At 52.2% G+C, this 26060-nt stretch carries 26 protein-coding genes; 16 read left to right on the top strand and 10 right to left on the bottom strand.

The window, feature by feature from the left end; genetic code table 11:
- Positions 1-6: 6 nt before the first annotated feature.
- The 4 genes from BW33_RS07785 (at position 7) to BW33_RS07775 (ending at position 5217) form a co-directional block, all read left to right on the top strand.
- Positions 7-369 (top strand): hypothetical protein, encoded by a 363-nt coding sequence (locus tag BW33_RS07785; protein WP_047598149.1) that lies wholly within the window; start codon positions 7-9, stop codon positions 367-369.
- A gap of 259 nt (positions 370-628) precedes the next feature.
- Complete coding sequence (locus BW33_RS07780) at positions 629-2362, top strand: ATP-dependent nuclease (RefSeq protein WP_047598148.1); 1734 nt, start codon at positions 629-631, stop codon at positions 2360-2362.
- On the top strand, positions 2352-3770 hold the full coding sequence (locus tag BW33_RS28340) for a UvrD-helicase domain-containing protein (RefSeq protein WP_081794186.1): 1419 nt from the start codon (positions 2352-2354) through the stop codon (positions 3768-3770). Before BW33_RS07780 ends, BW33_RS28340 begins: the two co-directional genes overlap by 11 nt.
- A 454-nt stretch (positions 3771-4224) precedes the next feature.
- Positions 4225-5217 carry a hypothetical protein gene (locus BW33_RS07775; protein ID WP_047598147.1) on the top strand — a complete coding sequence of 331 codons (993 nt, stop codon included), beginning with the start codon at positions 4225-4227 and terminating at the stop codon, positions 5215-5217.
- A gap of 422 nt (positions 5218-5639) precedes the next feature.
- Here the strand turns inward: BW33_RS07775 and BW33_RS07770 are convergent, their stop codons facing one another.
- Positions 5640-5879 (bottom strand): hypothetical protein, encoded by a 240-nt coding sequence (locus BW33_RS07770; protein WP_047598146.1) that lies wholly within the window; start codon positions 5877-5879, stop codon positions 5640-5642.
- A 269-nt stretch (positions 5880-6148) separates the two neighbouring features.
- Here BW33_RS07770 and BW33_RS07765 point away from each other — a divergent pair, with 269 nt between their 5' ends.
- Entirely contained in the window at positions 6149-7465 is a 1317-nt protein-coding gene (locus BW33_RS07765; RefSeq protein ID WP_201771624.1) for a Shedu immune nuclease family protein, read from the top strand.
- A 406-nt stretch (positions 7466-7871) separates the two neighbouring features.
- Positions 7872-8849, top strand: coding sequence for a toll/interleukin-1 receptor domain-containing protein (locus BW33_RS07760; RefSeq protein ID WP_047598144.1), 978 nt, complete (start codon positions 7872-7874; stop codon positions 8847-8849).
- Positions 8850-8913: 64 nt separating this feature from the next.
- Here BW33_RS07760 and BW33_RS07755 read toward each other — a convergent pair whose 3' ends face one another.
- From BW33_RS07755 to BW33_RS07725, 7 genes are read right to left on the bottom strand one after another with little or no spacing between them, the layout of a single operon-like run.
- Positions 8914-9987, bottom strand: coding sequence for an ArsO family NAD(P)H-dependent flavin-containing monooxygenase (locus BW33_RS07755; RefSeq protein WP_047598143.1), 1074 nt, complete (start codon positions 9985-9987; stop codon positions 8914-8916).
- Positions 9988-10017: 30 nt separating this feature from the next.
- Positions 10018-10506, bottom strand: a complete 489-nt coding sequence (locus tag BW33_RS07750) for a cyclin-dependent kinase inhibitor 3 family protein (protein ID WP_047598141.1) — start codon at positions 10504-10506, stop codon at positions 10018-10020.
- Between the two features lie 10 nt (positions 10507-10516).
- A complete protein-coding gene (gene arsH, locus BW33_RS07745; protein ID WP_047598140.1) occupies positions 10517-11230 on the bottom strand; it encodes an arsenical resistance protein ArsH in 714 nt (237 codons plus the stop codon).
- Positions 11231-11259: 29 nt separating this feature from the next.
- The gene (locus tag BW33_RS07740; RefSeq protein WP_047598139.1) at positions 11260-11730 is read right to left on the bottom strand and encodes an arsenate reductase ArsC; all 471 of its coding nucleotides are present in this window, start codon (positions 11728-11730) and stop codon (positions 11260-11262) included.
- A gap of 15 nt (positions 11731-11745) precedes the next feature.
- Positions 11746-13029, bottom strand: coding sequence for an arsenic transporter (locus tag BW33_RS07735; protein WP_047598138.1), 1284 nt, complete (start codon positions 13027-13029; stop codon positions 11746-11748).
- Positions 13030-13056: 27 nt separating this feature from the next.
- A complete protein-coding gene (locus tag BW33_RS07730; RefSeq protein ID WP_047598137.1) occupies positions 13057-13413 on the bottom strand; it encodes a metalloregulator ArsR/SmtB family transcription factor in 357 nt (118 codons plus the stop codon).
- On the bottom strand, positions 13410-13832 hold the full coding sequence (locus tag BW33_RS07725; protein WP_047598136.1) for an arsenate reductase ArsC: 423 nt from the start codon (positions 13830-13832) through the stop codon (positions 13410-13412). Before BW33_RS07725 ends, BW33_RS07730 begins: the two co-directional genes overlap by 4 nt.
- A gap of 217 nt (positions 13833-14049) precedes the next feature.
- Between BW33_RS07725 and BW33_RS07720 the strand changes: the two genes are divergently transcribed.
- Both BW33_RS07720 and BW33_RS07715 read left to right on the top strand, forming a co-directional pair.
- Positions 14050-14997, top strand: coding sequence for a hypothetical protein (locus BW33_RS07720; protein WP_047598135.1), 948 nt, complete (start codon positions 14050-14052; stop codon positions 14995-14997).
- Positions 14994-15866, top strand: a complete 873-nt coding sequence (locus BW33_RS07715) for a hypothetical protein (RefSeq protein ID WP_047598133.1) — start codon at positions 14994-14996, stop codon at positions 15864-15866. The genes BW33_RS07720 and BW33_RS07715 overlap by 4 nt, the downstream gene beginning before the upstream one ends.
- 353 nt (positions 15867-16219) lie before the next feature.
- Here BW33_RS07715 and BW33_RS07710 read toward each other — a convergent pair whose 3' ends face one another.
- Entirely contained in the window at positions 16220-16717 is a 498-nt protein-coding gene (locus tag BW33_RS07710) for a MarR family winged helix-turn-helix transcriptional regulator (protein WP_047598132.1), read from the bottom strand.
- A 197-nt stretch (positions 16718-16914) separates the two neighbouring features.
- Between BW33_RS07710 and arsQ the strand changes: the two genes are divergently transcribed.
- From arsQ to BW33_RS07680, 6 genes are all read left to right on the top strand, one after another.
- Positions 16915-18120 carry an arsinothricin export permease ArsQ gene (gene arsQ, locus BW33_RS07705; RefSeq protein ID WP_047598131.1) on the top strand — a complete coding sequence of 402 codons (1206 nt, stop codon included), beginning with the start codon at positions 16915-16917 and terminating at the stop codon, positions 18118-18120.
- Positions 18121-18192: 72 nt separating this feature from the next.
- Positions 18193-19467, top strand: coding sequence for an arsinothricin biosynthesis radical SAM protein ArsL (arsL, locus tag BW33_RS07700; RefSeq protein ID WP_047598130.1), 1275 nt, complete (start codon positions 18193-18195; stop codon positions 19465-19467).
- 11 nt (positions 19468-19478) lie between these two features.
- Entirely contained in the window at positions 19479-20360 is an 882-nt protein-coding gene (locus tag BW33_RS07695) for a hypothetical protein (RefSeq protein ID WP_047598129.1), read from the top strand.
- Between the two features lie 16 nt (positions 20361-20376).
- Complete coding sequence (gene arsM / locus BW33_RS07690) at positions 20377-21426, top strand: arsinothricin biosynthesis methyltransferase ArsM (RefSeq protein ID WP_047598128.1); 1050 nt, start codon at positions 20377-20379, stop codon at positions 21424-21426.
- 69 nt (positions 21427-21495) lie between these two features.
- The gene (locus BW33_RS07685; RefSeq protein WP_047598126.1) at positions 21496-22206 is read left to right on the top strand and encodes an aquaporin; all 711 of its coding nucleotides are present in this window, start codon (positions 21496-21498) and stop codon (positions 22204-22206) included.
- Between the two features lie 140 nt (positions 22207-22346).
- Positions 22347-22892, top strand: coding sequence for an arsinothricin resistance N-acetyltransferase ArsN1 family B (locus tag BW33_RS07680; protein ID WP_047598125.1), 546 nt, complete (start codon positions 22347-22349; stop codon positions 22890-22892).
- A 447-nt stretch (positions 22893-23339) separates the two neighbouring features.
- Here BW33_RS07680 and BW33_RS07675 read toward each other — a convergent pair whose 3' ends face one another.
- Positions 23340-23768 carry a hypothetical protein gene (locus BW33_RS07675; RefSeq protein WP_047598124.1) on the bottom strand — a complete coding sequence of 143 codons (429 nt, stop codon included), beginning with the start codon at positions 23766-23768 and terminating at the stop codon, positions 23340-23342.
- A gap of 15 nt (positions 23769-23783) precedes the next feature.
- On the opposite strand from BW33_RS07675, the gene BW33_RS07670 reads away from it, so the two are divergent.
- Positions 23784-24149 carry a helix-turn-helix domain-containing protein gene (locus BW33_RS07670; RefSeq protein ID WP_318271080.1) on the top strand — a complete coding sequence of 122 codons (366 nt, stop codon included), beginning with the start codon at positions 23784-23786 and terminating at the stop codon, positions 24147-24149.
- 94 nt (positions 24150-24243) lie between these two features.
- Complete coding sequence (locus BW33_RS07665) at positions 24244-26055, top strand: DUF4209 domain-containing protein (RefSeq protein WP_047598123.1); 1812 nt, start codon at positions 24244-24246, stop codon at positions 26053-26055.
- The last annotated feature ends 5 nt before the right edge of the window (positions 26056-26060 follow it).

The raw sequence follows: 26060 nt of genomic DNA, 5'->3' as shown, positions 1-26060 counted from the left end.
TCGAACATGCGAAACCTTCAGCTCTTTGCTCCTGAAGCTTTCCCCACGGCTCATTCGGAAGTTCGTGCTTACACCATTGCGGCTTTTCGGGTTGCCCAAGCTAGTGATCAACTCTCATTGATCGCCATGTCAAAACCGCTTCTGGAATTTTTGGTGAAAAAACGTGCCTTGGGTTACTGGCTCTCAAGGGGCAGGCTAATCCAAGAAGTCCACGGCTATAGGCTTACGGAGCGGAGACTTGTCGATTGCCAGTCCGCGCTGGCGTTGCAACTGCCTACACATAATACAACTGCCAGCCAAGTGGCGTTCTGGGTGAATGAGTTCTGCTCAAATGCTGAGCTAAAGCGTACTGCAACCTTTGAGATTTGATATTTTTGCAGTTGGCTCAAGATATCTGGTCGCGGCAATTTTTTGGGCTGGGAGTGTATCGGTCACCGCCTAGGAAACGCAGATACCCCTTTGCGGAAAGTCTCTTGACTGCTCCGATGCCAGTTTAGTCAGTCGGCATCCGGACGGCCAATAGTGCCATTCCGAACTATCATCCTCTGCACCGTCTTAAGCTGCGCCTTTTTGAGCTACTCATGAAGCAGCGGCGAAAAGGTAAAAAAGGAATCTCAGGAGAGAATGTATGGTTCGGATTCGGAAGCTGGATATTCATAATTTCAGATCCATACGATCTATGTCTTGGTTGCCCTCTGCTGGTATGAACTGCCTCATTGGACCTGGCGACAGCGGTAAAAGCACGATCCTCGATGCAATTGATCTATGCATGGGCGCTCGCCGCAACGCCTCATTTGCCGATACGGACTTTTTCAATCTCGACGTTTCACAACCTGTCCAAATCACCCTGATCATTGGTTCTCTGCCTGATGCTTTGATGAACTTCGATGCGTATGGTCAGTACCTTCAGGCATTCGACCGCACCTCCGGGGTCGTTTATGACGAGCCGTTTGAGGGACTTGAAACGGTCCTCTCATTGCGATTAACCGTTGATAGCGAACTTGAACCGAATTGGACGCTCGTCTCGCTGCGCGCTCAAGCATCGGGGCTCGAACGAAACATTGCTTGGAAAGATCGGCTGCTACTAGCGCCGGCTCGGCTCGGTGCCTATGCCAGCTCTAATCTTTCTTGGACGCGCGGCTCTGTACTCAACCGCCTGACTGAAGAGCGTCCCGAATTGGGCGCTCAATTGGCGAGCGCTTCTCGCGGAGCGCGTGAGGCGTTCGGAAACCAAGCCGGCGCACAGTTGGCCTCAACGTTGCAAATTGTTTATGAACAGGCGGTCTCCCTGGGAGTACCTGTTGGTGCCCGAACGCAAGCCCTGCTGGATGCTCATGCAGTGTCTATTGGAGATGGCGCAATAGCGTTGCACGATGAGCAAGGCGTACCGTTGCGTTCGTTGGGTACAGGATCGTCCAGGTTGCTCGTTTCAGGCTTGCAACGAGCGGCTGCACAGCGTGCATCCATCGCATTGGTGGATGAGGTGGAATATGGTCTTGAACCACACCGGCTAATCCGGCTACTCGACTCCTTGGGGGCAAAGGAAAGCATTAATCCCCTTCAAGCGTTCCTCACCACACATTCTCCAGTTGCAGTGAGAGAGCTTCGGGGCGACCAAATTTTCGTTGTGCGCAAGGGACAAGATGGCGCACACATAGTCAGCATGGTTGGCACCGCCGACGACGTGCAAAGCACAATCCGTATGGATCCTGAAGCCTTTCTGGCGCGCAGCGTTATTGTTTGTGAAGGAGCGAGTGAAGTTGGTTTGATTCGTGGCCTAGATCAATACTGGACAGCATTAAACTACCGTTCACTACTCGCCGCGGGCACGGCCTATGTAAATGTCGGTGGGGGCGATCCGGATCGCTGTTTTGTGCGGGGCTTAGCGCTGCTCCGATTGGGGTATCGGGTTATGGTTCTGGTTGATGCCGACAAACCACCGACTCCAGCTGTAGTGGCAGCTTACCGGGAGGCTGGAGGTCAGTTCATCACATGGAGGGAAGGCCGGGCTTTGGAGGATGAACTCTTTCTGAGTCTTCCTGATGTTGCCGTAGATTTGTTGTTGCAGCGTGCAACAGAATTCCTTGATGTAGAGTTGATCACCGCCCACATCAGTTCGCAGTCTCAGGGGGCGGCTACCCTCGAAGGTATATATCTGCAGCGTCAGCAACAGATTCCTTTTCCTCCAGATATACGTCAGCTTCTAGCTCTCACATCCCGAAACAGAAAACATGGCTGGTACAAATCGCTCACGAAATTCGAGATCTTGGCGCGCGACGTTATCGGCCCTAACTTAGGGGGGTGTGAGCAGGGCTTCATCGATCTAATAAACAATCTGTTTGGGTGGGCACATGCCGCCTGAGTACGATCTTCTAGCGCATTCACTCGGCGCCATCACAGCGCCCGCTGGGTGTGGCAAAACGCAGCTAATTGCGGACACGCTCGCTCAGCACGCGGGCTCGAAACCGGTGCTTGTTCTGACTCATACAAACGCCGGAGTGACAACGTTGCGCCTACGCATGCAGCGTGGCAACGTCCCGCCCGCTGCTTATCGAATCGCAACCCTCGATGGGTTCGCTATGCGTCTAGTTGGCACTTTCCCCACACGTAGTGGCATACCTACCGACACGCTGAGTTTGCTGAACCCCAACGCGGACTATCCAGCAATCCGTTTGGCTGCAGTTCACTTGATCCAGGCTGGCCACATTGCTGCAACTATGACCGCGTCTTATTCCCATCTAATCGTAGATGAATACCAAGACTGCAATATGGTGCAGCATGCGTTTGTAACTGCACTTTCTTCGGTGCTGCCAACCTCTGTGCTTGGCGATCCAATGCAAGCCATTTTCAATTTTCGTGGTAATCAACTAGTCGATTGGCATGCACATGTACTGCAGCAGTTTCCACCAATAGGTGAGCTGACCCACCCGTGGCGGTGGATAAATGCGGGTAAATCTGGATTTGGTGAATGGCTACTCAATTGTCGGCATACATTGCAGGCCGGTCACAGCATTGATCTGACCCAAGCGCCGGCGGAAGTCACTTGGGTACAGCTGCATCCCGCCACTGCCGACAGGCAGCGTATTGCTGCCGCCTTGACCCCTCCAGTATCCCCTAACGGACAGGTGCTTGTGATCGGAGACAGTCGGAGTACTGAGAGTCGAAGGAGAATGGCCAGCCAAACGCCAGGGGCCAGTACTGTAGAGCCCGTGGACTTGGCTGATTTGACAACCTTCGGCCGCTCATTCGATCTACAACATCCCGACTCTGTAACAGTGCTAGTTAATTTTGCTGCTGAAGTGATGACCCAAGTCGGTGCCGCAGGACTATTGCAGCGACTTGTTTCTCTCTCTGGAGGACGGGCTCGTACGCCTCCATCGTCAGCAGAATCGGCGCTGCTGGCGTACTTGGTTGCACCGTCATTTTCTCTCGCCGAAGCCGCCCTCAGATCGTTAATGCAACAACCCAATGCACGTGTATACCGACCGGACGTGCTCTATGGATGTCTTAGAGCATTACAGGCGGCATCGCGAGGGCAGTGTTCTTTAGCTGATGCCACGGTACGAGAACGTGAGCGTAATCGGCATGAAGCACGACAGATAGCTCGGCGTGCTATTGGAAGTACGTTGTTATTGAAGGGGCTTGAGTCGGAGGTTGCCGTGATTACAGCGCCGGAGACCATGAATGCTCAGCATTTGTACGTCGCTATAACGCGGGGATCGGCTCGACTGGTTATCTGCTCTGCTACACCTCAGTTGGCTCCCCGATAGAGATCGCACCGATTGAGTGGTGGGTTGTGTCATCGCCCTCCACCAGCACGCTTCATGACCACGATAAGCAAAGAACTACCCATTGCGGTCGGTGGGGAAAAGCAGAAGTCGGCCAACAGCAGCTCGGACTATTCAGGTCATCGATTTCTTAGATCCCGCATCGATAGTGCTCATGTTCGGGTTGAAGTCATCCAGTTGACGCGCAGTTCAACCGACCTCAAGGTCGATGGGGCCAGGACTCGAGCAATGAAAAATCAAGCTATACTGTATCGATTAACAGTGATTCTGCGAGTGAGCATGGATTTTTATAGATCAACTGGGCGAATAACGCCGAAGCGTACTCCGGCTCCAATCAGCACTTAATGGCGTTACAAAATCTAGTCATGAAGACGACACTGCCCCGCAGTCGACTGATGCCTAGCTCTAGAATCTTGATATTTGAGTACAAGTCCGCATGCACGAGACACTCGATAGAAACGTTGAGATCCGCACATTCAATACCATTTCTGAGATTGAGGCGCTCCCTGGTTTCAAAAAAGAAAACCCTGTATCGCCGAAAAACTATAAGCATTTGCTTGGAGATTACTTTCTAAGTGATGAAGTTAGGTGTTGTCTTCTGAAAGACAATGACAAGCTATGCAATGAGGGCCATAAATGGGGCTTTGTTGCCGTGCTTTCCGACAATAGCATTACTCTTGTTGGCAACGAATGCGCCAAAACAAAATTTAACGGTGAGTCAAGGCTTAGCGCTGATAGAACTAAGTATCTGAATCAGAAAAAACATGAAGAAAGCCTTGAGCGTCTTCGAGCGCTAGTTGAGCAAAAAGACTCTGCACTAAAAGAAATCCTGCAAGTGAAATCAGATTTGGCTACAGTCCAAAATCGTGTTCATGCAATGCGGGAAAAGCTCGGCCCCCAGACCATGAGACATCTTGAGTCGATCGCTCGCACCGGCGCGTACACGCTGTCAGTAACTGGCGTGACGATAAAGGAATACACAGACAAGAAAGGGAAGAAGAAAACTGATCGTCGTACCCAGCGCATGACACTGGGTACGATAGCCAGCACCTCCTTCCTTCTTGAGGAGAGATACCGCGACGTTTTGCACAGCCTCTCTGACGTCAAAAAAGCCTATGATGAAGCTGAGAAATTAGAGCAGAACGTCACCACGCTGAAACTTAATGCTCTCACAAAAAAAATGGATACCATTGAACAAGCAAAAACAAACGCGCTTCAACTTATCGAACAAGAGCGTAGATTCGCGACAAGTGATTTAAGTCTACTGTGCTACATAACTTCCGACAAAGTAGAACGATACAAGTCGGCAAAATATGCGCTAGAACAAGCAAATCAAGATTCCGGAAAAGAAAAAGCAAAGGAATGGTTTGCCGAGCAAGACCGTATTTTCCGCGATAAGTTGAACGTTACGAAAATCGAAGTCTTATAATTCATGATAGGGCGCAGACTGCGCCCTCCTCTGCATCGCAATAAAGTAAAACAAACCATTTGAGTGGTAAATTCCTCCATTGCCGTCGATGGAATATCAGAATGGCATGTCTCTAAGGACCCTCCACTTGAGAGCGATGACCTAGGTAATATTTCGGGATCGATTCGCCCCATCGACCAAGGGAGAACTTGTGTCTCTCAACCCATCCTAGTTCCCCAAAGGCCTCAACTTTGGGGAACTAGGAGTGAGGTCCTTTCCCCTAACGTCGCAATGATCGGGCGATAATTACCTGGCGGAAATGCGGAGAGCAGAACGCCTAAACGAGTACATTAAATACGGTGGCAAGAAGGTAAGACTGGCCCCCACCTTTCTGAAAGGGGAGGCCTGCGCCCATCATACATCCACCTATAGGCACTGCACCGTCACGCCTGCTCAGCCTCCTGTAGCACCAATTCGAACTGGGTCCACTCGCCAGGGGGATCGTCGCGGGTGAGGGTCAGGTGCTCACGCTTTCCCCTAGGCTTGCCGTTGTAGTGGAAGACTTCGCCGTCCATATAGCCCACCTCCCAAGTTCCCTCAAAATAACGTCCTTTTCGCAGCTCGCCCACCTTGCGCCCTTGATAATTCACATCGTAATTGGCATGCGGATCGTAGTGATTCACGGGTACTGCTCCTTGTTATGTTGGTTGGGAGAGTGTAGCCAGCTTAAGGACCTATCTTGAGAATGGGACGATCAGTTGTGTATTTCCGCTCGCCTGCAGCCATTGCCTCTAACTTCAGCGTCTAGCATTATACTTCCCTCCTTAAATCAAAATCAGCTGCCGGTACAGCAAGGAGAAGTACGCTTATGTACGATGGAGAAGCGGTTTTCAATCCAAGCTTTCGCCTTATTCCCGGACTGCCGAATCAAGAGCCATGTAGAGACCTTTACATGGAAACATTCTTCACTCTAGAGGATCCCGACGATCCAGATGCCTGGTACCCTCACGCAGTGGACCGCTGGCATCTGCTCGCCAGTATTTTTTCCAATCGCATCGTCACATATCCCGTATTCACCAATCCGCATGCAAAACGCTACCTCTCCCGTAGGCATGGGCGAATCAATACTGTTATTTACGAGATGAAGTATGAACAGGCACTTCCGGAATCCTCGGATGCCGCTTTGACTTTGATCGATTTATATCTAACTTCTCGATCATGGAACAGCTGTAATTTTGGGCTAGGATTGATCAAAGATCTTGAGCCCCTATGCGCTGGCCTGATGCGAGTGGCTGAGCTAGATACCTTGGTGGTAACGCACGATGATCACATAAAAATTGACCGCAACTGCGCGCGTATTCCCGAGCGGCAGATTGAGGATTTGAGGCGGACATTTTATAAAGCGGATCGCAGACAAAAGGAGCGCATTCGGGCTGCGAAGCACTGGCACGTTCGCAATGCAATAATGGCGAAGCTCGCACCTGATAAATTTCCAGCGCTGCTGCAAGTGACTAGCACAGGGGAAATGATCGAGTACCGAATGGCCAGCACGAGGCGGTCGCAGGCCATGGAGAAGCAGCAACAACAGGCATCAGTAAGAACCGTTAGGCAGAATGCCAAACAGATTGCAAAGAACGCGCCGCACGAGCTGCTGCGTCTACATGCGGAAATTGAACGAGTAACGCTGGCAAACATGATCGAGCTTTTTGAAAAAAAGCTTAATCAGCAGCTCTCCGAATCTCACTGGCAGCGTTTTTTTGAGGACAACATATTCATCTTGTCCATGCTGTTTGCTCGGCCAGTCCAGCTACTTCATACCCAATTTCATGCTCAAGCAGCCAGCATCAATGGGGCTGGCGCGCAAATAGGCGACTTTCTTTTCCGGGAGTTGGGGCAGCCATTAGCTATCGTTGAAATAAAAAAGCCATCCAGTCCGCTTATGCTATCGAGTGCCTATCGCAACAACAAAGTCTTCGGGCCGCACCAAGAGCTCAGTGGCGCAATGACTCAGGTTCTCTACCAACAAACCTCATTGCGTAGTAACTGGTTGGTTCATCGAGCCGACTTACCAGGATCACAACCCGATGCCATCAAGTGCATAATCATCTGTGGCACCACTCCCACAGAACCCGAGCCGCGGCGCTGCTTCGATATTTTTCGGCACGCCTGCAAGGACGTGGAGGTCGTCACATTTGACGAGCTTCTAGACAAACTGAAGCTGCTGCTTTACCACCTAAACAGTTCAGAGCGAAACGAGGACGCCACCTGAATTCGGACCAAAACCATCAAACCCGCCACGCTGGACCTGGACTCTTGCCCAGCCTCAAAAGCAAAACTTCCACAGACAGAATGATGGTTAATTTTGTTGCACGGTCCAAGTGCGGCTCGCTACCCAACCCCTGATGCAAATTACTTGTGAGCAAGGGATAAAAATTGTCACAGTCACTCAGGGATTTCCCGGTTTCCAAGGGTGCTCAAAGAAACACATCGAAAATAAAGGCTGTCGGAAAATCGATACCCACAAAAAATGGAGCCCATTGCAATAAATAAAGGGGTTGTCACAGGCGAAAAGCAAGACCCGAAAATCTCAACGGTGCCCCATTGAAGGCCTGCCGGTAATGATACTTTAGCCGTAACAAACGAATGCTCATGACCGCGATTGAAAGCGAGCAGATATGACGGAAGCAGATAACCATGGCTCTATCTTCATCTCATACGCATGGGGCGAAAGCTTCGAAAACAAGGAATGGATACGTCGACACATAGTTTCCTATTTGGATTGGAACCATGACGTCTTCTGGGATCGAGACAACATCGGCTACGGCGAGCTACCCGACGTTGTCATATCCAAACAGTTGGCCAAGCGACCACTGACGGTTTTGTGCCTCTGTGATCTGGACTATCTGCAATCGGCGAAGAAAGAAGGCTCCGGACTGTCTCGTGAGCTACAGATGCTGGCCGAAATAATTGATCAGCCTGGTGTCAGGGTTATACCGCTGATCCTTGAGTCTGGATGCGCTGGTCACCTACCTGATCCATTGATCAATCGCATTTACCTAAACCTTCAGCCCTTAATGCAGCGGAAGATAGATATCGGGATGACGCTAGCGGATCTGGCGGAAGGTTGCAGCCAGGCAGTGGTGCAATCCGGTATCAATAAGACGCTGGCCGCATTCAAGCTACGAGAGCGTGCCAATACTTATCTCAGGAAGAACCCAATAACGTTATGGGGCAACCCTCAAAATCATGAAGTCACTGTCTATTCTGAGGAAGCTGCACCCTACCTGCTAAAGCCTCCTAAGTGGATGTGGGAAAGCGATCGTTGGAATTACATGCTCAATGATGACGGCCCGACCTTTTGCCCCACCAAAGGAATCTGGCATTGGGAATATTGCGCTATCTCTCTGGAGATACGCCCATTGAGTACAGCGGCGGTATCGACATTTTTTCCGCAGCTCACCAGTGAGGACGAACAGGGGTTATTGAATGCGGCAGGCATACTGCTGGCATCCAAACTGTTCAATACCTTTAAAATTAATGAGATCTTCACGTTCAGTGCTGAGGATCTGACGACCTACCTGATCAACAGCGAAGAAGGATTTCATATTCTTGAGCGACTGCTGGACGCAGCCGAAGCCCTTTCCCCTGCCTGACCCCGCTCACGCCGTCGCGTTGGACTCAATACGTGGAAAGGGCCTCAAGGCCTAGCGGCACGCTTCAGACGAGTTCTTGTTTGAGATAGTGATTTACCTCCTTCACGATATTACGAGCGGTGCGTGTCACCCCGATCAACGTCGCGGAAGCCAAGCCAGTCCAGTCGCCATAGCCAACTAGCCAAAGCCGAGGTTCGATTGAAGAACGGTTGTCGTGAACGTCGACCCGCCCCTGTGAGTTGACCACGCCGAGCCCCCGCAGGTGGTTCAAAGAGGGAGCGAAACCAGTGCACCAGATAATGGCATCAACCGTGGTCTCATCTCCATTTTTCCAGACAACGCCGTCTGGCGTAAAAAACTCAAATGGTCGTACAGCTTTCAAAACACCACGTTCACGCGCTTCTTTCACCGACGGCACCATGACGATGTCACCCAATCCGCCGGTTGGTTCGGGTATGTTACGTCCTTCCTGATGGGCTTTCAGACGCTCAGTGGCGCGCTCAAAAAGCACACGGCCATCTACGTCATCAGGCAAAAACATTGGCTCGTCCAGGGTCACCCAGGTAGCGTCCGCCACCTTGGATATCTCGGCGTAGATCTGGGCACCTGAGTTACCTCCGCCGATAACCAGTACCCGTTTGCCTTGGAACGACTCGGCGCAACGGTAGTGCGCTGAGTGAATCTGCGGACCTTGATAAAGCTCGCTCTTCGGGTAATGGGGAATGCGGGGATTGCTCCAAGTCCCGGTCGCGCTGATTACGATTTTGGCATCCCAATGCTGAGTTTCTGAGTGGACCCGCAGACCGAAACTCTGAGGCTCAACGCTCGTGACCTCTACGGGACGTACGATAGGAAACCCGTACCTGCTTTCGTACTGTGCCAGGTAATCAACAACATGATCTCGACCGGGATTGCCATCATTCACCGGTGGCATCGGCCACCCTGCGATGGAACTCCAGGCAGACGGTGAGAACAGCTGCAATGAATCCCATCCGTGACGCCACGCACCACCCGGGCCTTTTTCTGCATCTAACAGAACGAACGACAAGCCGGTGCGTTTGAGGAAGTAAGCCGTTGTCAGCGCAGCCTGACCTGCTCCGATGACCACCACATCCAGCAGTGTGTTTTGAGTGTCCATCAACTACTCCCTCTGGCTAAGACAAAGCTCTCAAAGGCGCTCGATGTAAGAGACGTGCGAAGGCTTTTGGATTGCTCGCGGCCGCAGTTGCTGTACCAACTCAACAGCACGGGCACGTGGCATCCCTCTGTCGATCATGAGTTTTGCGGCGACCAACCCAGTACGTCCCGACCCACCTTTGCAATGAATCGCAATGGCCCGGTTTGCGTCCAGAAGCTTCGACAACTCTGGGAGAGCCTTCTGCCACCGGGCCTCAAATTCAGCGTCAGGAGCCTCATCGTCCTCAATCGGTAGCTGGTACCAAGCGAGCTCTGCCGCCTGGACTTGCTGACCTAACTCACCAACACCGTTGTGAGTGAGTTCGGCGTCGGACATCAAACTGACGATGGCACTGGCGCCTGCGTTTTTCAGGGTGGCGAGCGCTTGTTGGAGCGACTCACCCTGAGTGCCCGGACACGGGGTGAAGATGAGAGTACCCGCACCGTCTGGCATTACTAGGATCGAGAAAGGGTGAGACATGATGAGATCCTTAGATGGAGCGCTGATTCACTCGTTTCGACAGCTCTTCAGCCGACTCCTTTCGTTCCGAGTAACGGTCTACCAGGTAATCCTGACGGTCACGCAATAGCAGGGTGAACTTCATCAGTTCCTCCATCACGTCGACCAGGCGATCGTAGTAGGACGAAGGCTTCATACGCCCATCCTCGTCGAATTCGGTAAACGCTTTGGGCACTGAGGACTGATTGGGGATTGTCACCATCCGCATCCAGCGACCCAGAACTCGCAACTGATTCACCACGTTAAAAGATTGAGAGCCGCCACAAACCTGCATGACGGCCAGAGTTTTACCTTGGGTTGGACGTACTGCGCCCATCGCCAAAGGCACCCAATCGATCTGAGCTTTAAAAACAGCGCTCATCGATCCATGACGCTCTGGAGAACACCACACTTGCCCTTCCGACCACTGCATTAGCTCGCGGAGTTCCGCGACTTTCGGATGGGTATCCGGAGCATCATCAGGCAGTGGTAAACCTGATGGGTCGAAGATTCGTGTTTCCGCACCGAAGTGCTCCAACAACCGCGCGGCTTCTTGGGTTACCAATCGGCTGAACGAACGCTCGCGGGTCGACCCGTAAATCAGAAGGATGCGCGGTTTATGCGTGGACGGCTCACGAGGAGTGAGTAGCTCCATGCTTGGGACGTCGATTAGATCTGCTTCGATGTTTGGAAAATAGTCTTTCATAGTGACTCCTGGCTCCAGCCACACACGGCCTACAACGTGCCGATGCGGGCTAGCTCAGCTTTAAGGTCTTCAGTGCTCAACATAGCGATGGGCAACGAAATGAAGGCGTTTACCCGCTCTTGGATTTTGCTCAGGGTTTGCTGGAATGCCGCCTCGATTTGCGCTTCAGATCCCGTAGCTTCGGAAGGATCTGCCAGCCCCCAATGAGCCTTGAGCGCCGGGCCGAAGAAGATCGGGCAGGCTTCGCCGGCAGCCCGATCGCAGACCGTGATCACGATGTCTGGTGGCGACCCTTCGAAGGCATCGGATGCTTTACTGCTAAGGCCATTAGTAGGAATACCTGCTGCTTTGAGCGTTTGAATCGCTCGCGTGTTTACGCGGCCACTTGGGAAGCTACCGGAACTGACGGCTTCCATTCCTTCAGGAGCAAGGTGATTGAACACCGCCTCGGACAAGATGCTCCGGCAGCTGTTGTGGGTGCACATGAATAGGACTTTCATCGTGATCTCCTGGAATCAAAAGCTGAGGCGCAAAGCCAAGGCGCTCAGAGTGACAATGAGGATTGGAAACGTGAGCACCACACCGGTCTTGAAGTAGTAACCCCAGCTGATGGTGATGTCTTTTTTGGCCAACACATGCAGCCAGAGCAAAGTGGCCAAGCTGCCAATAGGGGTGATTTTCGGGCCGAGGTCACAACCAATAACGTTCGCGTAGACCATTGCCTGATGAACGATGCCAGTAGCGTCCGCTGCATGGATCGCAAGAGCGCCGACCAGCACCGTTGGCATGTTGTTCATGATTGAAGACAGCACTGCAGTCAGAAGACCTGTGCCCAGCGAAGCCCCCCAAATGCCGTAGCCGGCGAACACGTTGAGCAACTGAGCGATGTAGTCCGTCAGGCCGGCGTTCTTCAAGCCATACACCACCAGGTACATGCCCAGCGAGAAGATCACAACTTGCCACGGGGCACCCTTGAGCACCTTGCTGGTGTTGATGGCGTGACCTTTGGCGGCGATGACGTAGAGCACCAATGCGCAGGCGGCGGCGATGGCACTGATGGGGATACCCAGTGGCTCGACAACGAAGAAGCCGACCAGTAACGCGAGCAGCACCCACCATCCTGCCACGAAGGTTGCGCGATCGCGGATCGCATCCTCTGGGGCATGTAGCTGTGCCAGGTCATAAGTCTTGGGTAAGTCTTTTCGGAAAAACCACAGGAGCATTCCCAGCGTTGCAGCGATGCTGACCAAGTTGACCGGCACCATGATTGCCGCGTACTCGCTGAAGCCAATGTTGAAGTAATCGGCCGAAACGATATTCACCAGGTTGGAAACCACCAGCGGCAAACTCGCGGTGTCGGCAATGAATCCTGCGGCCATCACAAACGCCAGAGTCGCTGCGGGTGAAAAGCGCAGGGCCAGCAACATGGCGATCACGATGGGAGTAAGGATCAGCGCCGCGCCGTCATTGGCGAACAGTGCTGACACAGCGGCTCCCAGCAAGATGATGAAGGCAAACAACTTGCGGCTGCTGCCACCTCCCCAGCGAGCGACATGCAAGGCTGCCCACTCGAAGAAACCAGCCTCGTCGAGTAGCAGACTGATGATGATCACAGCGATGAACGTCGCCGTGGCGTTCCACACGATATCCCATACCACCGGGATGTCGCCGAGACTGACCACCCCGCTCAACAACGCAAGCACGGCACCCAATGAGGCACTCCAGCCAACACCCAGCCCTTTGGGCTGCCAGATGACCAGAACGATGGTGACGATGAAAATAAGTAGAGCGATTAGCATGCGAGCGGCTCGTTTCGAAAGGTTGGATCAGCCGCACACGGTCTGATTAACTGGGCGATCGTTCATTTCACAGAGCCGCTTGGTTTCGGTGTCCAGCCACTGCTGGTTGGCATCAACGACACCCTTAAGCACTTCGGTGACCCAGGTCGGCAGTTCGGGATGGAGTCGGTAGTAAACCCATTGGCCTTGGCGCCGATCCGCCAGTAACCCGGAGGATCTCAGCAGTGCGAGATGTCGAGATATTTTTGGTTGGCTCTGCTCAAGAGCGGCGGTTAGTTCGCATACACAGAGTTCTCCCTCGCGGGCGATGAGTAGCGTTATTTTGGTTCGAGTGTCATCTGCCAGGCTTTTGAACAAAACGGTAGGAGTGATTGGCTCGTTCATGAGGCCTCCAGGTGTTTGGTTTTAACCAATACAAATAATTTGACGCGTTCGTGGATATCGTGAAGGGCGCGTTTGAAGGCGTCCGGGTGAGAGCTGCTCACTGGATCCTCAAAGTCCCAGGCAAGCACTTCACCTGCCTTGGGCATCGCCAGACATTCACGCGCAGACTTGTCGCAGAGGGTAATTACGTAGTCGAAATGCTCGTCACGAAACTCTTCGACAGACTTGCTGCGTAGCCCTTTTGCATCAACGCCAACGTGTTCCAGCGCTGCAACGGTCCGTGAATCAACCTCAGTTGGTTCGGTACCAGCGCTGAACGCTTGAAAACGCGCGTCGCTGTTTCTCAGCAATGCTTCAGCCAGCTGAGATCGAGCGGAGTTAGCAACGCAGATAAAAAGCACTTTGATGGGGGCGCTCATGACCACACCTCACGCATATGGGAAATCGAATATACGATAATTCGAATATACGGTAAAGCGAATGTGTTTAGGAGAGCCTGCCTGATCCTTTCCGCGACGTTAGGCGAAAACTGCTGATTAGGGATTTGTAAGCGTCTGGCGAGCTCACATTCCGAACTGTGCGCCTCCCCGTTGACGCTGATACGATGGCACTTTCGAATCGTCGGCAGGGAAGCGCATGTTCGATCTACTCAAGCTGCTCACAGACAACAGCCCTTCGCTCAACAGTGACATGCAGGCGTGGTTCAAGCAGTACCCGCCAGACGCCCCATGGAACATCTATTCCGACTACTGTGTAGGCAACACAGAGAAGGCCAATGACAGCTTTTCATTTGTCATTACTCTGAAGCACGAGACTGACAAGAATTTTTCAGAGTACATCGCGAACGTTGCGCCAAAAGACCTGAAGAAGACACGCCAGGCCTCGGAAGGTCTGATTTCCTACCTCAACTGCCCTGTGGCCTTCAGCGTCTCGTTCATCGTTGAGCGAGATTCGAAGCTCCTTCGAGATTTCATCACTGATGACAACATCCATGGATTCTGTGTAGGACTTCGTGAGCTGATCGGCGAATGGTCAGACGACCCAGGCGTCGATAGACCGTATTGGCAACGTATTGACAAAGCGCTTGGGGAATTCGCGGACGAAGTGAAGCGTAAGAAATTCAATGCGAAGCTGGCGAGGCAGGTATTGCTGACCTCTACGTTCGCAGCGTTTCTCTTCTTGACGCTTAACAAGCTAAAGGAGCCGGCATTTCTCAGATGGGTGACTGATAGAGATGCTACTTTTGAAAAGTACAATGAGGTGGCTTTTGACATCGCTTTCATGCTGTTTCTTATCGTTCGTCATCAGTCTGGAAATGTAAAAGATCCCAATAAGCCTCAATTTATATTCGCCTACCCATTCATGGATGGGAAAACTGACTATGCAGAGCATGTACGCCTTCCTGACTACCTTGCAGGACTCTGCGCTGACATAAAATTGCCCTCCATGGAGTTCACACACACCAAATTCGAGAAGATCTTTGGTACTGCCATAATCAACTCGACGAACAATGTCGTTCTCCAGATCCTGGGGAATCCAGAAAAAATTACTGCAAGGCGCCTCACATTTAGGGAAGAATCATGAGCGTAAACTTCAACGAAAAGCTCGTAGAACTTAGTTATCACGTACTCTATGAGAAACACTTCGCCAAACTTTATAAGAAACGGCAATATGAAATTTTCTCTCCAGGCAAGGAAGAGGTTCACGTAGGTTTTGACCTTGGATTTGCGGCGCCTGACCCTACGTGCAAATTTAGAAAAGGGGAGTTTTTTGAATGGATAAAGAAGCGCTTAATAGATACCAGTACTAACAACAGCGCATTTATTTTTGCATATTTCTATCAGTACAAACTAATAGCGCCTGTCAACTTAAAAAGACTGAGAGATGCCACTGTCAGAACTGGTCTTACCAATGCGGGCTACGATCCAAATGGCAGGCCTTATAGGGCAAAGCTTGACACGGTAAGGAAGATGTACGCGAAGGGCACTCGCCAACATCCTTTCAGCCAGCATGAAGCTCTATGTCGCTTGTCGCGAGTTAAAGACGCGGAAGTTTTTTACTGCACCCCAAAGTTTGATGAGCAAATGGGCATACCCAAGGAAAATAAGCGCTCCCTAAATGATTTAACTAGAACGCCGGTTACGATTAATACGCCTGATTTTGCTCGATCGACTCCCCATCATCTATTTTTCAAAGACGTTAATGGCAATAAGCCGATGTGGTGCTCCGAACCAGTACCTGCAGAGTCGAGTGAGGAGATCCGCATCCCAAACCTTCTTACCCCCGAGCAACTTGTTAAGTTTATAAAAACGAATTACCTGCTCAATGAGGGGAGTGACAAAGTCGATTACAACGAAACGAGAATCACAGAAGAAGACCTAAGTAGAACCACCTTCCTAAAATACCTAGATGCGTTACCGAAGTGCGGAAAAATCGCAATTGTCTTTGACTAATGTCGCACCAGCTTCGCTGAAATAGGCCAGCGGATTAGATTCGTGCATCTGCCCATGCTTGCACTAACCTCCGGCCTATTTTCTGCTAGCAGCAGGTGACCGGCTTTCAGGCTTCAACATTGTTGATCTCTACACGAGATGCGCAGACCACATCTTGCTCCACAATCATTTCAAGCCCCTGAAACAAGTCTTGACTGACTCTATAATCACATAGACCTCCTCACGAGTGTTCGCAATTCTTGCGGTCGCACGCCCGTTGTCTTCCCGTACACAGAAGATCGGTGATTAGGCTCTGAAACGTTTTCGATGGAGAGTCAGTGAAAACGTCAGAGAGAGGAGCACAGCCTACTAATTCAGCAGCATTTGCTTGGCAGATACTCGTCACGGCTAAGTTCTTTCAGGCCGCAGCGTTGTTCGGTGGCTTTGGCGAAGCGACGTAGCATTTCGATCGCGCCATCACGTGCTTCTTTCGATAAGTCGCAAGCTAGATTACGAGCTTCTCCCACCAGGTCCGACCGAATGCTTTCGTAGATGGCCATGCCTTCGGGTGTCACGGTGATTGCCAGCGCACGGCCGTCACTTGCGTCCGGTACACGTTGAACCAGGCCCTGTTTGGCAAGCGAATCGACCAGCCGGCTGGCATTACTCTTGTCGAGAAAAAGCTCGCTGGCCAGCGATTGCACCCGAACAGGCCCAGCCTTGATCACATGCTCCAGCGCGTAGCATTGAGTGACGGACAGTCCTTCGCAGCAGCTGCGATCTCTGTCACGAAACTGGTACACGCGAACCAAATGACTCAACGCTTCATAGAGCTGTTCGGCATCCTGGTCGATCTGATCAATCTTTGGCATAGCACTCGGCTCGCAATTCCGGGGAAAACGCTAATACCACCTTAGCAGTCGTAGCGACACATTTTTTTGGGCATAAGGGCCGACGAAATTGTTCCAAGATATTAGTTGCGGCACGCAACGTATTTTGCGATTGTGAATTGGAGGTATGGCTTGCGGGCTTTTCAGAGGCGGCTGCGGTAACGCTTGGAGGTACAGGGATGTTGGTAGAAACGCTTAGGACGAAAACAGGCTCCCGGTTACGAAACCTATGGAGCAGTGTTTCCATTCCTCTACCTGTAGCGATGCTACTGGGCGCGATTCTGATCCCACTTCTTGCCGGCAGTAGCAGCGGGGACGTATTCCAGTCGCTGAGCAAAGGCTTCGGAAACAACCTCGGTTATTTCGCCATCGTCATCCTGAGCGCGTTTTTCATTGCCGGGTGGATCTCGGCGCAAGGAAGTGCGTCTTTCGGAAAATTCGGTATCTCTCTATCACCTCTGCTGGGTGCTGGGATGGTTTGTCCCGATACGGCCTACGCCTCTCTTGCTCCCATTGCGGGGCAACACAGGAAGTACATCGCGATCGGATGCTACTCAGGGTTCAAGCTTCTGATGCCCGCTGGCCCGCTGATCATCGGGATTGGGCTGGGAGCCAACACACATGACCCAAAGTTTCTGTATCTAGGATTGCTGCTCACAGTCGTCACGTGGATTACCGGAACGATCTGGACGTACTGGACGACTCGCACAGACTATTTATCTCCCAAGGATTCGACTGACCCGACCGTGCTTCAGGATTCGGTTATCAAAGTAATTCTGCCTCTGGCTGTATTTTTTGCACTCCTGATCGCCGGGTACACCATCACCAAGAACCAGCATTCCGTAATCGAGTTCTTCACTACTCCCGCCGGTGCGCTGATCGCTACATCGTTATTGATCGCGATTAGCTGCAAACCTGGCGAGGTTCAAGATCTGCTGTCCAAAGCAATGCGTAGAACCAGCTCGTTATTGTTCACCATAGGTTGTGCGTCTGCGTTGGGCCAAGCCCTCGGTATGGTGCTTCCCAAGGATCTGATTCAGCAGGCATTCAGCGCGTCGGGCAGCACCACGCATATTTTGGTTGGGGTGTTCCTGCTGGCAGCGGTATTCAAAACACTGAATGGTTCTTCGCTTGCGACCTTTGCTGCCATCCCACCTGTTCTCTCGCCAATCTTGGCGTCGAGCGGAGTGGATTTGATGAGCGTCACGTTCGCCGTATGCCTGGGATCCTTCGTCGCCATTCTCCCTAACGACAGCTATTACTGGTTGGTCAAAACCGACGCCTTTCCCGAATACAGCACCGGCAGGTACATGCGCCTAGTGACCGCCGGCTCAGTTCTACAAGCATTGATAGGTTTGGCAGTCCTTCTGCTGATCTCGCTTTAACTTCGAATTCCTACAAAACCATCAGTGATTCCAGTCACCGAATCGTCGTGCCTGAGCTCAAGGAGAAAGAGAATGAAGTACCTGGTCGCCAGTACATTCGAAGGGGGGTATCAACCGCTCAACGCGATATCTGCAACCACAGCTCTACTCGATGCAGATATCGAAGCGCAGTTGATCGATATCTACGTCGAGGGACTTTCCCTGGAGAGATTCAGTGACGCAGATTTGGTCTTCATCTGCGTACCGCTTTTTGACTCTCTGACTGCCGGAACGCAGCTGGCCAAGCAGCTTAAAGAAGCGAAGCCTTCCCAGAAAATTTGCTTCTTCGGTCAATACGCGACCATCAATGCAAAAAGCCTGGCCTCTAAGTACGGTGACTACGCGATCGCAGGCGAGTGGGAAAAACCCATTGTCAGCTTGGCTAAACACCTCAGTGGCGAACAGGGGCAGGATCTGCGTGGAGTGATCGATCGTACTCGCGGCCTTTCCAGTGAGATCGTTGTGCCTCAGTTGATCCGTGACGGGTTCCGCCTGCCGCGCAGGGACCTGGCACCGCCTCTACACAAATATCCCCAACCTCAGCTTGAGAAGCTGCTCGGCGAAAAGAAAGTTGTGGGTGGGGTCGAAGGGTCGCGCGGATGTCACCATAAGTGTTCCTACTGTTCGGTGTATGCGGCCTATGACGGCAAGGTGCTTTTGGTCTCCGACGATCTCGTTGAGCGCGACGTGGCGAACCTCGTCGCACAGGGAATGACTCACCTCACCTTCACGGATGCCGATTTTTTCAATGCCAAGAAGCACGGTTTGAAAATCATCCGGACTCTGCATTCGCAATTCCCCGACCTCACGTACGACTTCACCACTCGCGTGGATCATATTCTGGAGAACAAAGACGCCATCAAGGAAATGGGGCAGCTCGGGCTTGCTTTCATCACCACCGCGTTGGAGTTCCCCAAGCAGGAAGTTCTCGACCAAGTCTTCAAGGAAATGAACGTGCCCATGATCGAGGAGGCGTTGGCGTTTCTGAAGGAGGCCGGCGTCAAGGTTAACCCGACCTTCATCACGTTCAACCCTTGGGTGAGCCTTGAAGACATGGCCGAGCTGCACGATTTCATTGCTCGCAACGAGTTGGAGAACATCGTCGACCCCATCCAGTTTGAGACTCGGCTGCATCTCTATAAAGGCTCACCGCTGCTCAACAACGACACGGTGAAGGAGTTGCAGTTGGAGGAGCACGAGTTTCACTTCGACTGGCAGCATTCGGACTCCCGCCTGGACAAGCTCTTCATGGACTCGGTCACACCGCCAGAAGAAGGTGTGTTCAAACGTTGCTGCCTGAAATGCTAAGGAGATAACAGATGTCGTCACTTACTTTGTTGCAGGCAGCTCTCAGGCTGGCCAACCAAACTGATGGTCTCCAGGTGCCGGGCCATATTGCCTGGCGCGCGCATAACGAGGCATTGAACAGGTCGCTGAAGGATGGCAAAGACACTCTGTTCATCTGCTCCGCGAGCCGCTATGACGAACTCAGAGTCCAGTTGGGGCAGGCTGATGGCGTAGCGTTCAGTTCGAGTGCGAATGGAGCCGATCCCGCTGCGGCCGTGTTCGCGAACATTTACTGGGAAGGGTTCAATGCTGAGCCCGAATTTGGCCGAATCGCGCAATCGCTCTACGAGCGATTGCAACGTCATGGTCGACTGGTATTCCCGGCGATTCTGTCTGATGAGAAAGCCGTATCGCTCAGGGCCTTCACAGTTGAGGGGTTGGAGTGCCGCAACGTGCTCACAGAGTCTGCTATTGCTGAGCAGCTTTGCGAAGCGGGTTTTCATGGCATCACTTATGAGCTGGCATCCGAAGTGCCTGTCTCCATTCAGGATGGCATTGAGTTCCGACTGTTCACCGTGAGCGCATACAAAGGTAAGGCCGGCGTTTGCCTCGACCAGGGGCATGCCGTTATCTACAAAGGTCCCTGGAAGCATACGGTCGACGACGACGGCCATACCTACCAGCGTGGCGTCCGTACAGCGGTGTGTGAGAAAACCTTCAACCTGCTGATGTCAGCGCCTTACCAAGGCCAATTCATCCCCGTGCGTTGCTATGTCGAGCCAGCCTTGGAGAAGAGCGGCTTCTTCGACTGCAACACGCCTTCAATCCGGGATCCCAAGGTCACCAAAGGGCTTGTGCCCATCGCAGGCTCTGCCGAGGAATCGTGCTGCGCTGATGGTACTTCGTGCTGCTAAACGGGAGATGTGAGTAATGACTTCTGCAATTGAAAACACAATCATCGCGGACTACACCGAGGCGTTGAGCAACGGCAACGTTGTCCTTGAATCGCAGCTTACTGATAGCTGCTGCAGCGACGCCTATGGTGCCCAGTACCTGAAGAACATTCCAAAGCGGATCATCGAGGCCAACTTCGGGTGCGGTAACCCGACCAAGTATGTGCGTGAGGGTGATGTCGTCCTGGACTTAGGGTCAGGGGCTGGTCTGAATTGCTACGTCGCTGCCCAAATCGCTGGCAGTAAGGGCGCTGTCTTTGGTATCGACATCAACCCAAGCATGTTGCAAATCGCTCGTGAAGAAGCGAATGCGTTTCAGAAGGCAACAGATAGCGCACCTTTGCGTTTCTACAAGGCCTCCGCGAGCAACTTGAAAATCGATCAGGAGCTGGCCGAGGAACGCCTGCGTACGGAGCCTTGTGCTGATTGGGCATCGTGGAAAAACTTCGAGCAGTTCATCAGCGATAGCTCCCAGTCCAAGCCTCTTGTCGAAAGTCAGTCCGTCGATCTGGTGATCTCGAACTGCGTGATCAACCTGGTTGGCGAGACCGAAAAGCAGAACGTTTTTGCTGAGATTTTTCGGGTGCTTAAACCAGGTGGACGTTTCGCGATATCTGACAACATTTCAGATATCGCCATTCCTGACGAATTGAAACGAGACACCAAGCTGTGGTCGGCCTGCTACTCAGGCGTGCTTCAGGAGCAGGAGTTCTACAAGCAGCTTCAGGAGGTCGGTCTGACGGGAATAAAGATTGAGGCCAGGAACGACGCCTCAACCAAGAGAATTGGCTCTGTACGGTTCTACTCCGTCACTGTCACCGGTACCAAACCCGAAGTTCAGAATGGGACACCTGCGACGGTAATCTACCGAGGGCCCGGCCGCGAACTCACCGGAGATAGTGGCAGGGTTTACAAGCGCGGTGTACCCACTGAATTGGCCTCACAGGATGCCTACCTTTCCACAGACGATGCGCTGTATGTCGTGGAGGGAAGTCAGCCCGCTAAGCCCAAGTCCTGCTGCTCGTAACAGCGTCTGCGGCTACGAGCCAGCTCAGTAGCCGCTACCCCTAAAATCTCTCCTCATAGAGCCTATCCAATGAGTACTTCACGGAAGATCTTGGCTGAGTTTCTCGGTACAGCAGTTCTGCTGTGCACCGTAGTTGGTTCTGGAATCATGGGTCAGCGCCTAGCGAACGGTAACGATGCGCTAGCGCTTCTTGCCAATGCACTGGCAACTGGCGCGAGCTTGTATGTACTGATCGTGTGCTTCTCCACTTTTTCCGGTGCGCACTTCAACCCGGTGGTCTCTGTAATCGATTATTTACGCGGAGGACTGAGCAGTAAGCAACTGGGCCCCTACGTGGCGGCTCAAACAACGGGTGCAATCTTCGGAGTATTCGCTGCGCATTTCATGTTCGAGCTGCCTGTGGTCGAGTTCTCCCATCATGTTCGTACCGGGCCGTCGCAGTGGTTCAGTGAGTACCTGGCAACGTCGGGATTGGTGCTGACAATTCTGCTGTGCGATAAATATCACAAAGCAAAAGTGCCTCAGGTGGTTGCCGCGTATGTTGTCGCAGCCTACTGGTTCACGTCCTCTACGAGCTTTGCGAATCCGGCGGTGACGATTGCTCGCGGGTTCACCGATACGTTCTCGGGGATACGGATATCAGATGTAGCGCCGTTTATCATTGCGCAGTTTTTCGGTGGGCTAACGGCACTGTTCCTGGCGAAGGTTCTCGGTGGCAAAGACGTCGTCGTAGATATCCCGCAGCGTAGTCTCCACGAACAGAAGCTCCCAATTCAGTGAACGGTGCTTTCTGCGGTACGTGGATGCGGTGAGCCCGTTTGAAGGAAAGTTCACGGTTCTATCGCGACATTCTGAAGGGCTGGGCCTTGCATGGGTCAGCCCTTCAAACACAACTCTTCACAGGGGCAGCAAGAAAAGACATGAATTACAACGTGAGGGTTGCCACACCCGCTGATGCCTCCGCCATCCAGGCTATCTACGCGCCAATGGTTTTGGACACGGTCATCTCGTTCGAGCTGATACCACCGACTGTTGATGAGATGGCCGCACGAATAGCCGCAACACTGCCGACGTATCCCTATCTGGTAGCAGAGGTGGAAGACAAGGTCGTTGGATACGCTTATGCAAGTCAGCATCGAGCAAGGGAAGCTTATCGCTGGTCGGTAGACGTCACCGTCTATATCGACCCAGCCGTACACCGAAAAGGAATTGGTCGTGCACTTTATCAGCGACTTCTACCGCTCCTCGAGAAACAGGGGTTTCATGCAGCCTATGCCGGCATCGCCTTACCCAACCCGGGAAGCATAGGTATTCATGAAACGCTCGGTTTCACTCACATTGGCACTTACCCTGAGGTTGGGTTCAAACATGACCAATGGCATAGCGTGGGCTACTGGCGCAAACCGCTTTGTGCCGTCACGCCGCCTAACGAGATCATCCCGTTCAGCGAAGTAAAAGGCGAGTAGAAATAAAGATGGGAGATTCCCGACTCCTGTTTTCAGCGTATGCGTTGGGATGGATCGCTGGGATTTAAATCGGGCACACATAAAGAATTGCGGTCGCCTGATGCATGGAGGCGACCATAGCTTTGACAACCATTATTTATTGCAGGCATTACTCGAAAACCACCCTAAACAGTACCTTGTTAACCACTTTTTTTCATTGTTAACCACTGTGGTTTACAGCGAAAAAAAATGGTTAACAAGACGCGTAAAAGCCAAGCTCCATGCGGGGCCCGGCAAATTATCCTTCTAGAGCTTGGCTATTTCCTCTGCCACTTGGGTCGAGACAAAGTGAGTCGGAGTAGGCATCGAGCAAAAGCCTCCTTGTCTCTGTATGGTGCGAAATTTCCTACCTAACCAATAATCATTTATCCGTCAGAGGCTGCCATAAAGCTAACCACGATTCTTGCGTCACACTGCCGTGGCTAAGCGGTAAATCACTTTAAAATTGCCATCCCGTGTGATAGGAGCAACGTCTGGAAAATATAATACCCTGCCATCCTTAAGGGAGAGTCTTGCAGATCCTTCCTCAGGATTTTGAGCTACCTCTAACAGAACATCCATTTCCCAGCACTGATGTCCATTCAGCCACGCAGGTGATACGAGCTGAAGCGACTCCAGCCGCGTCTCGTCTTGCCGCTGCGCCACCAAATGAATGAGTGTCGGCAATGAGTCGATAAAAACCACATGGCGGGTCTCGAAGCCTTCATCGCACCTGATCATGGTGGCGTGATACCAAGGCGAGATCTGCGGCTTCAACATGACGTGCCAAGCACGCTGACCTGGCTCAAGCAACGATGCGAGACCTTTGACTTCCGCCTTGCTATCGGAAATGAACATACAAAACGCCTCAAAATGAACAGTATACTGTGTAGCGATATACTATTCAAAACGGCTTCATCGTTCCTTTTGCGGATTGAGCAAATGGAACTGAAAAAGGCTTTCGGTAAAGTGTTCCGATGGTGCCGGACTAGAAACGCACTCAGCCAAGAGGATTTCTCCGACGTCAGTGGGCGTACCTACATCAGCACCTTGGAACGCGGAATTCATTCTCCAACGATCGAGAGACTAGAGGCCTTGGCGCCCATTTTGAACATCCATCCCATAACATTGCTGGTGTGCACATACGCAGAGCGGGATGGCGTCTCCCCAGACACGTTGTTGCAAAAAGTTCGCGAAGAGATCGAAATCATGGCTCCCCCTTGGTCTACCCCAAGATAAGGGACACGAGGGTATGCCCCATGAGACCCAAAGCGGCTCACCATGCCCTCTAACTACCGTAAATTTTTTCGACAGACTTACATGGAGACAACGCATGCCTTTAAATTGGCAACTCATCACGGAAGAGACCCTGTCATCTCTCGACTTGGACAGTCTGCTACAGGGCTTCACGGACTTAGACTGCCTCAGTTTTCAAAGCGTAATTTCCCGCCTGGAAAAGGAAGATGGTCGGTGGAGCCCTGCTCAACTGGAAGGATTGCGCTTCATTGGTGCCTCGCTGTCTATGATGCTTCACGCAGATCAGCCTTCTGAGCCTTTTGGCCCAATGTTTGTTATGGGCGGTCGTCGCAGCGCCATTCCGACAGATTTCCCAAAAGACAATCTACGAGAACTGTTAGCCTGGGCACTGACTCTTAAAGACCCCGAGATTCGAGCAAGATTGTTGGATCTGATATGGATTCAAGCTCGCTCATTTCCTGCCGCTCTGGGCGCTATAGACGCGTATCTTGAGTCGGCGTTAAGACTTGAAAGCCCAACTGATTGGTCGAAATGCCTTGAGCGCTTGGAGCGATCATTGCGCCTATCAGCAGGTCTGGGTAAAGGCGGAGCCGAGCTGCGGCTAAAAGTGCTAAACGAAATCGAGGCGATGCTGCATCGGCACAAAGGAAAGGATCCTCTTTATCTAACATTGCGCCTCACACGACTACTGCTGGAATTCAAACATGGTGAGCCGAGGCAGTACGCCGAGTACGCTCATGTGGCAGCAACTATCGCTGATGCAGAAAAAAATTACTGGCGCGCGAAAGACTATTATCAACTGGCAGCGGATTGCCTTCGCGCTGCAGGTGATGTGGAGGGAGAAAGTGCCGCACTCAGAGATTCAGCAGAGTCTTTAGTTAAAGAGTCTGACCTAGCGCGAATACAGACTGGACGTGGAGCTATGACCGCTGCGTCAATTTTGTCTGATGCAGTAGAAGCCATGCGCCAAGCCCCTGGTGGGCGTGAACGTGCAACAGAGTTGCATGATCATCTGCTGAAACTGCAGAAAGAGTCGTTGGATGATTTTAAGCCGATTTCGACCAGCATCGATCTTACCAAGATGGTTATAAATGCCAGGGCGGCGGTCCGTAATAAAAGCTTGCATGACGCTGTCATCACCTTGATTCGCATGGCGCAGCCTCCATCAATTGAAAAACTGATCCGGGACGTCAAAGATCAGGCGCGCGTCTCAATATTGGGCAGTATGATTTCTAGCGAGATCGTTAACTCTCGCGGTCGAGTGGTCGCTCGTGCTCCTGGCCTTGATGACGCAGCTGATGATCCCAAGCATGACGGGCTTCGTTGGAGGATGTTTAGCACGGCCCGATTGGGGAGAGGTCTTACAGTACAGGGCGCCTTGGACCCCGCTCGAACTGAGATACTGGCTGCGCACTTTCCGGATCGGATCGATATATTAGGCTTGATTCAGCATAGTCCTTGGATCCCGCCAGGACATTTGGAAAGCGTTCTACGTGCTTTAGTGGCAGGTTTTCACGGGGATATGCTCGTTGCTTCGCATCTTGTGATACCACAACTCGAAGCAATCATTCGTCATGTTGTGGAGTCGATGGGCGGTGCCACCTCCATGCTAGAACCTGGTGGCGTGCAGCCAGAGAGGCCATTAGGTGTACTTCTAGAAACACCCCAAGCGCTTCAAGTCTTCGGCGCAGATGGCATATTCGAGCTTCAAGGTTTACTCGTTGATCCCCTCGGCACGAATTTACGTAACGAAGTAGCACATGGGCTGATTGATGATGAAGGCCTTTTTGGCACAGACGCCATATTCGCATGGTGGCTACTGCTGAGATATTGCGTGATGACATCGAAAATTGTGCAGCGAGAGTCTAGCGCCTCAGCTTCTACCTAAAAAAG

Source organism: Pseudomonas sp. RIT288, from assembly GCF_000631985.1.
In the GTDB taxonomy this organism is placed as follows: Bacteria; Pseudomonadota; Gammaproteobacteria; order Pseudomonadales; family Pseudomonadaceae; genus Aquipseudomonas.
This window is presented reverse-complemented; position numbering and strand designations above follow the sequence as displayed.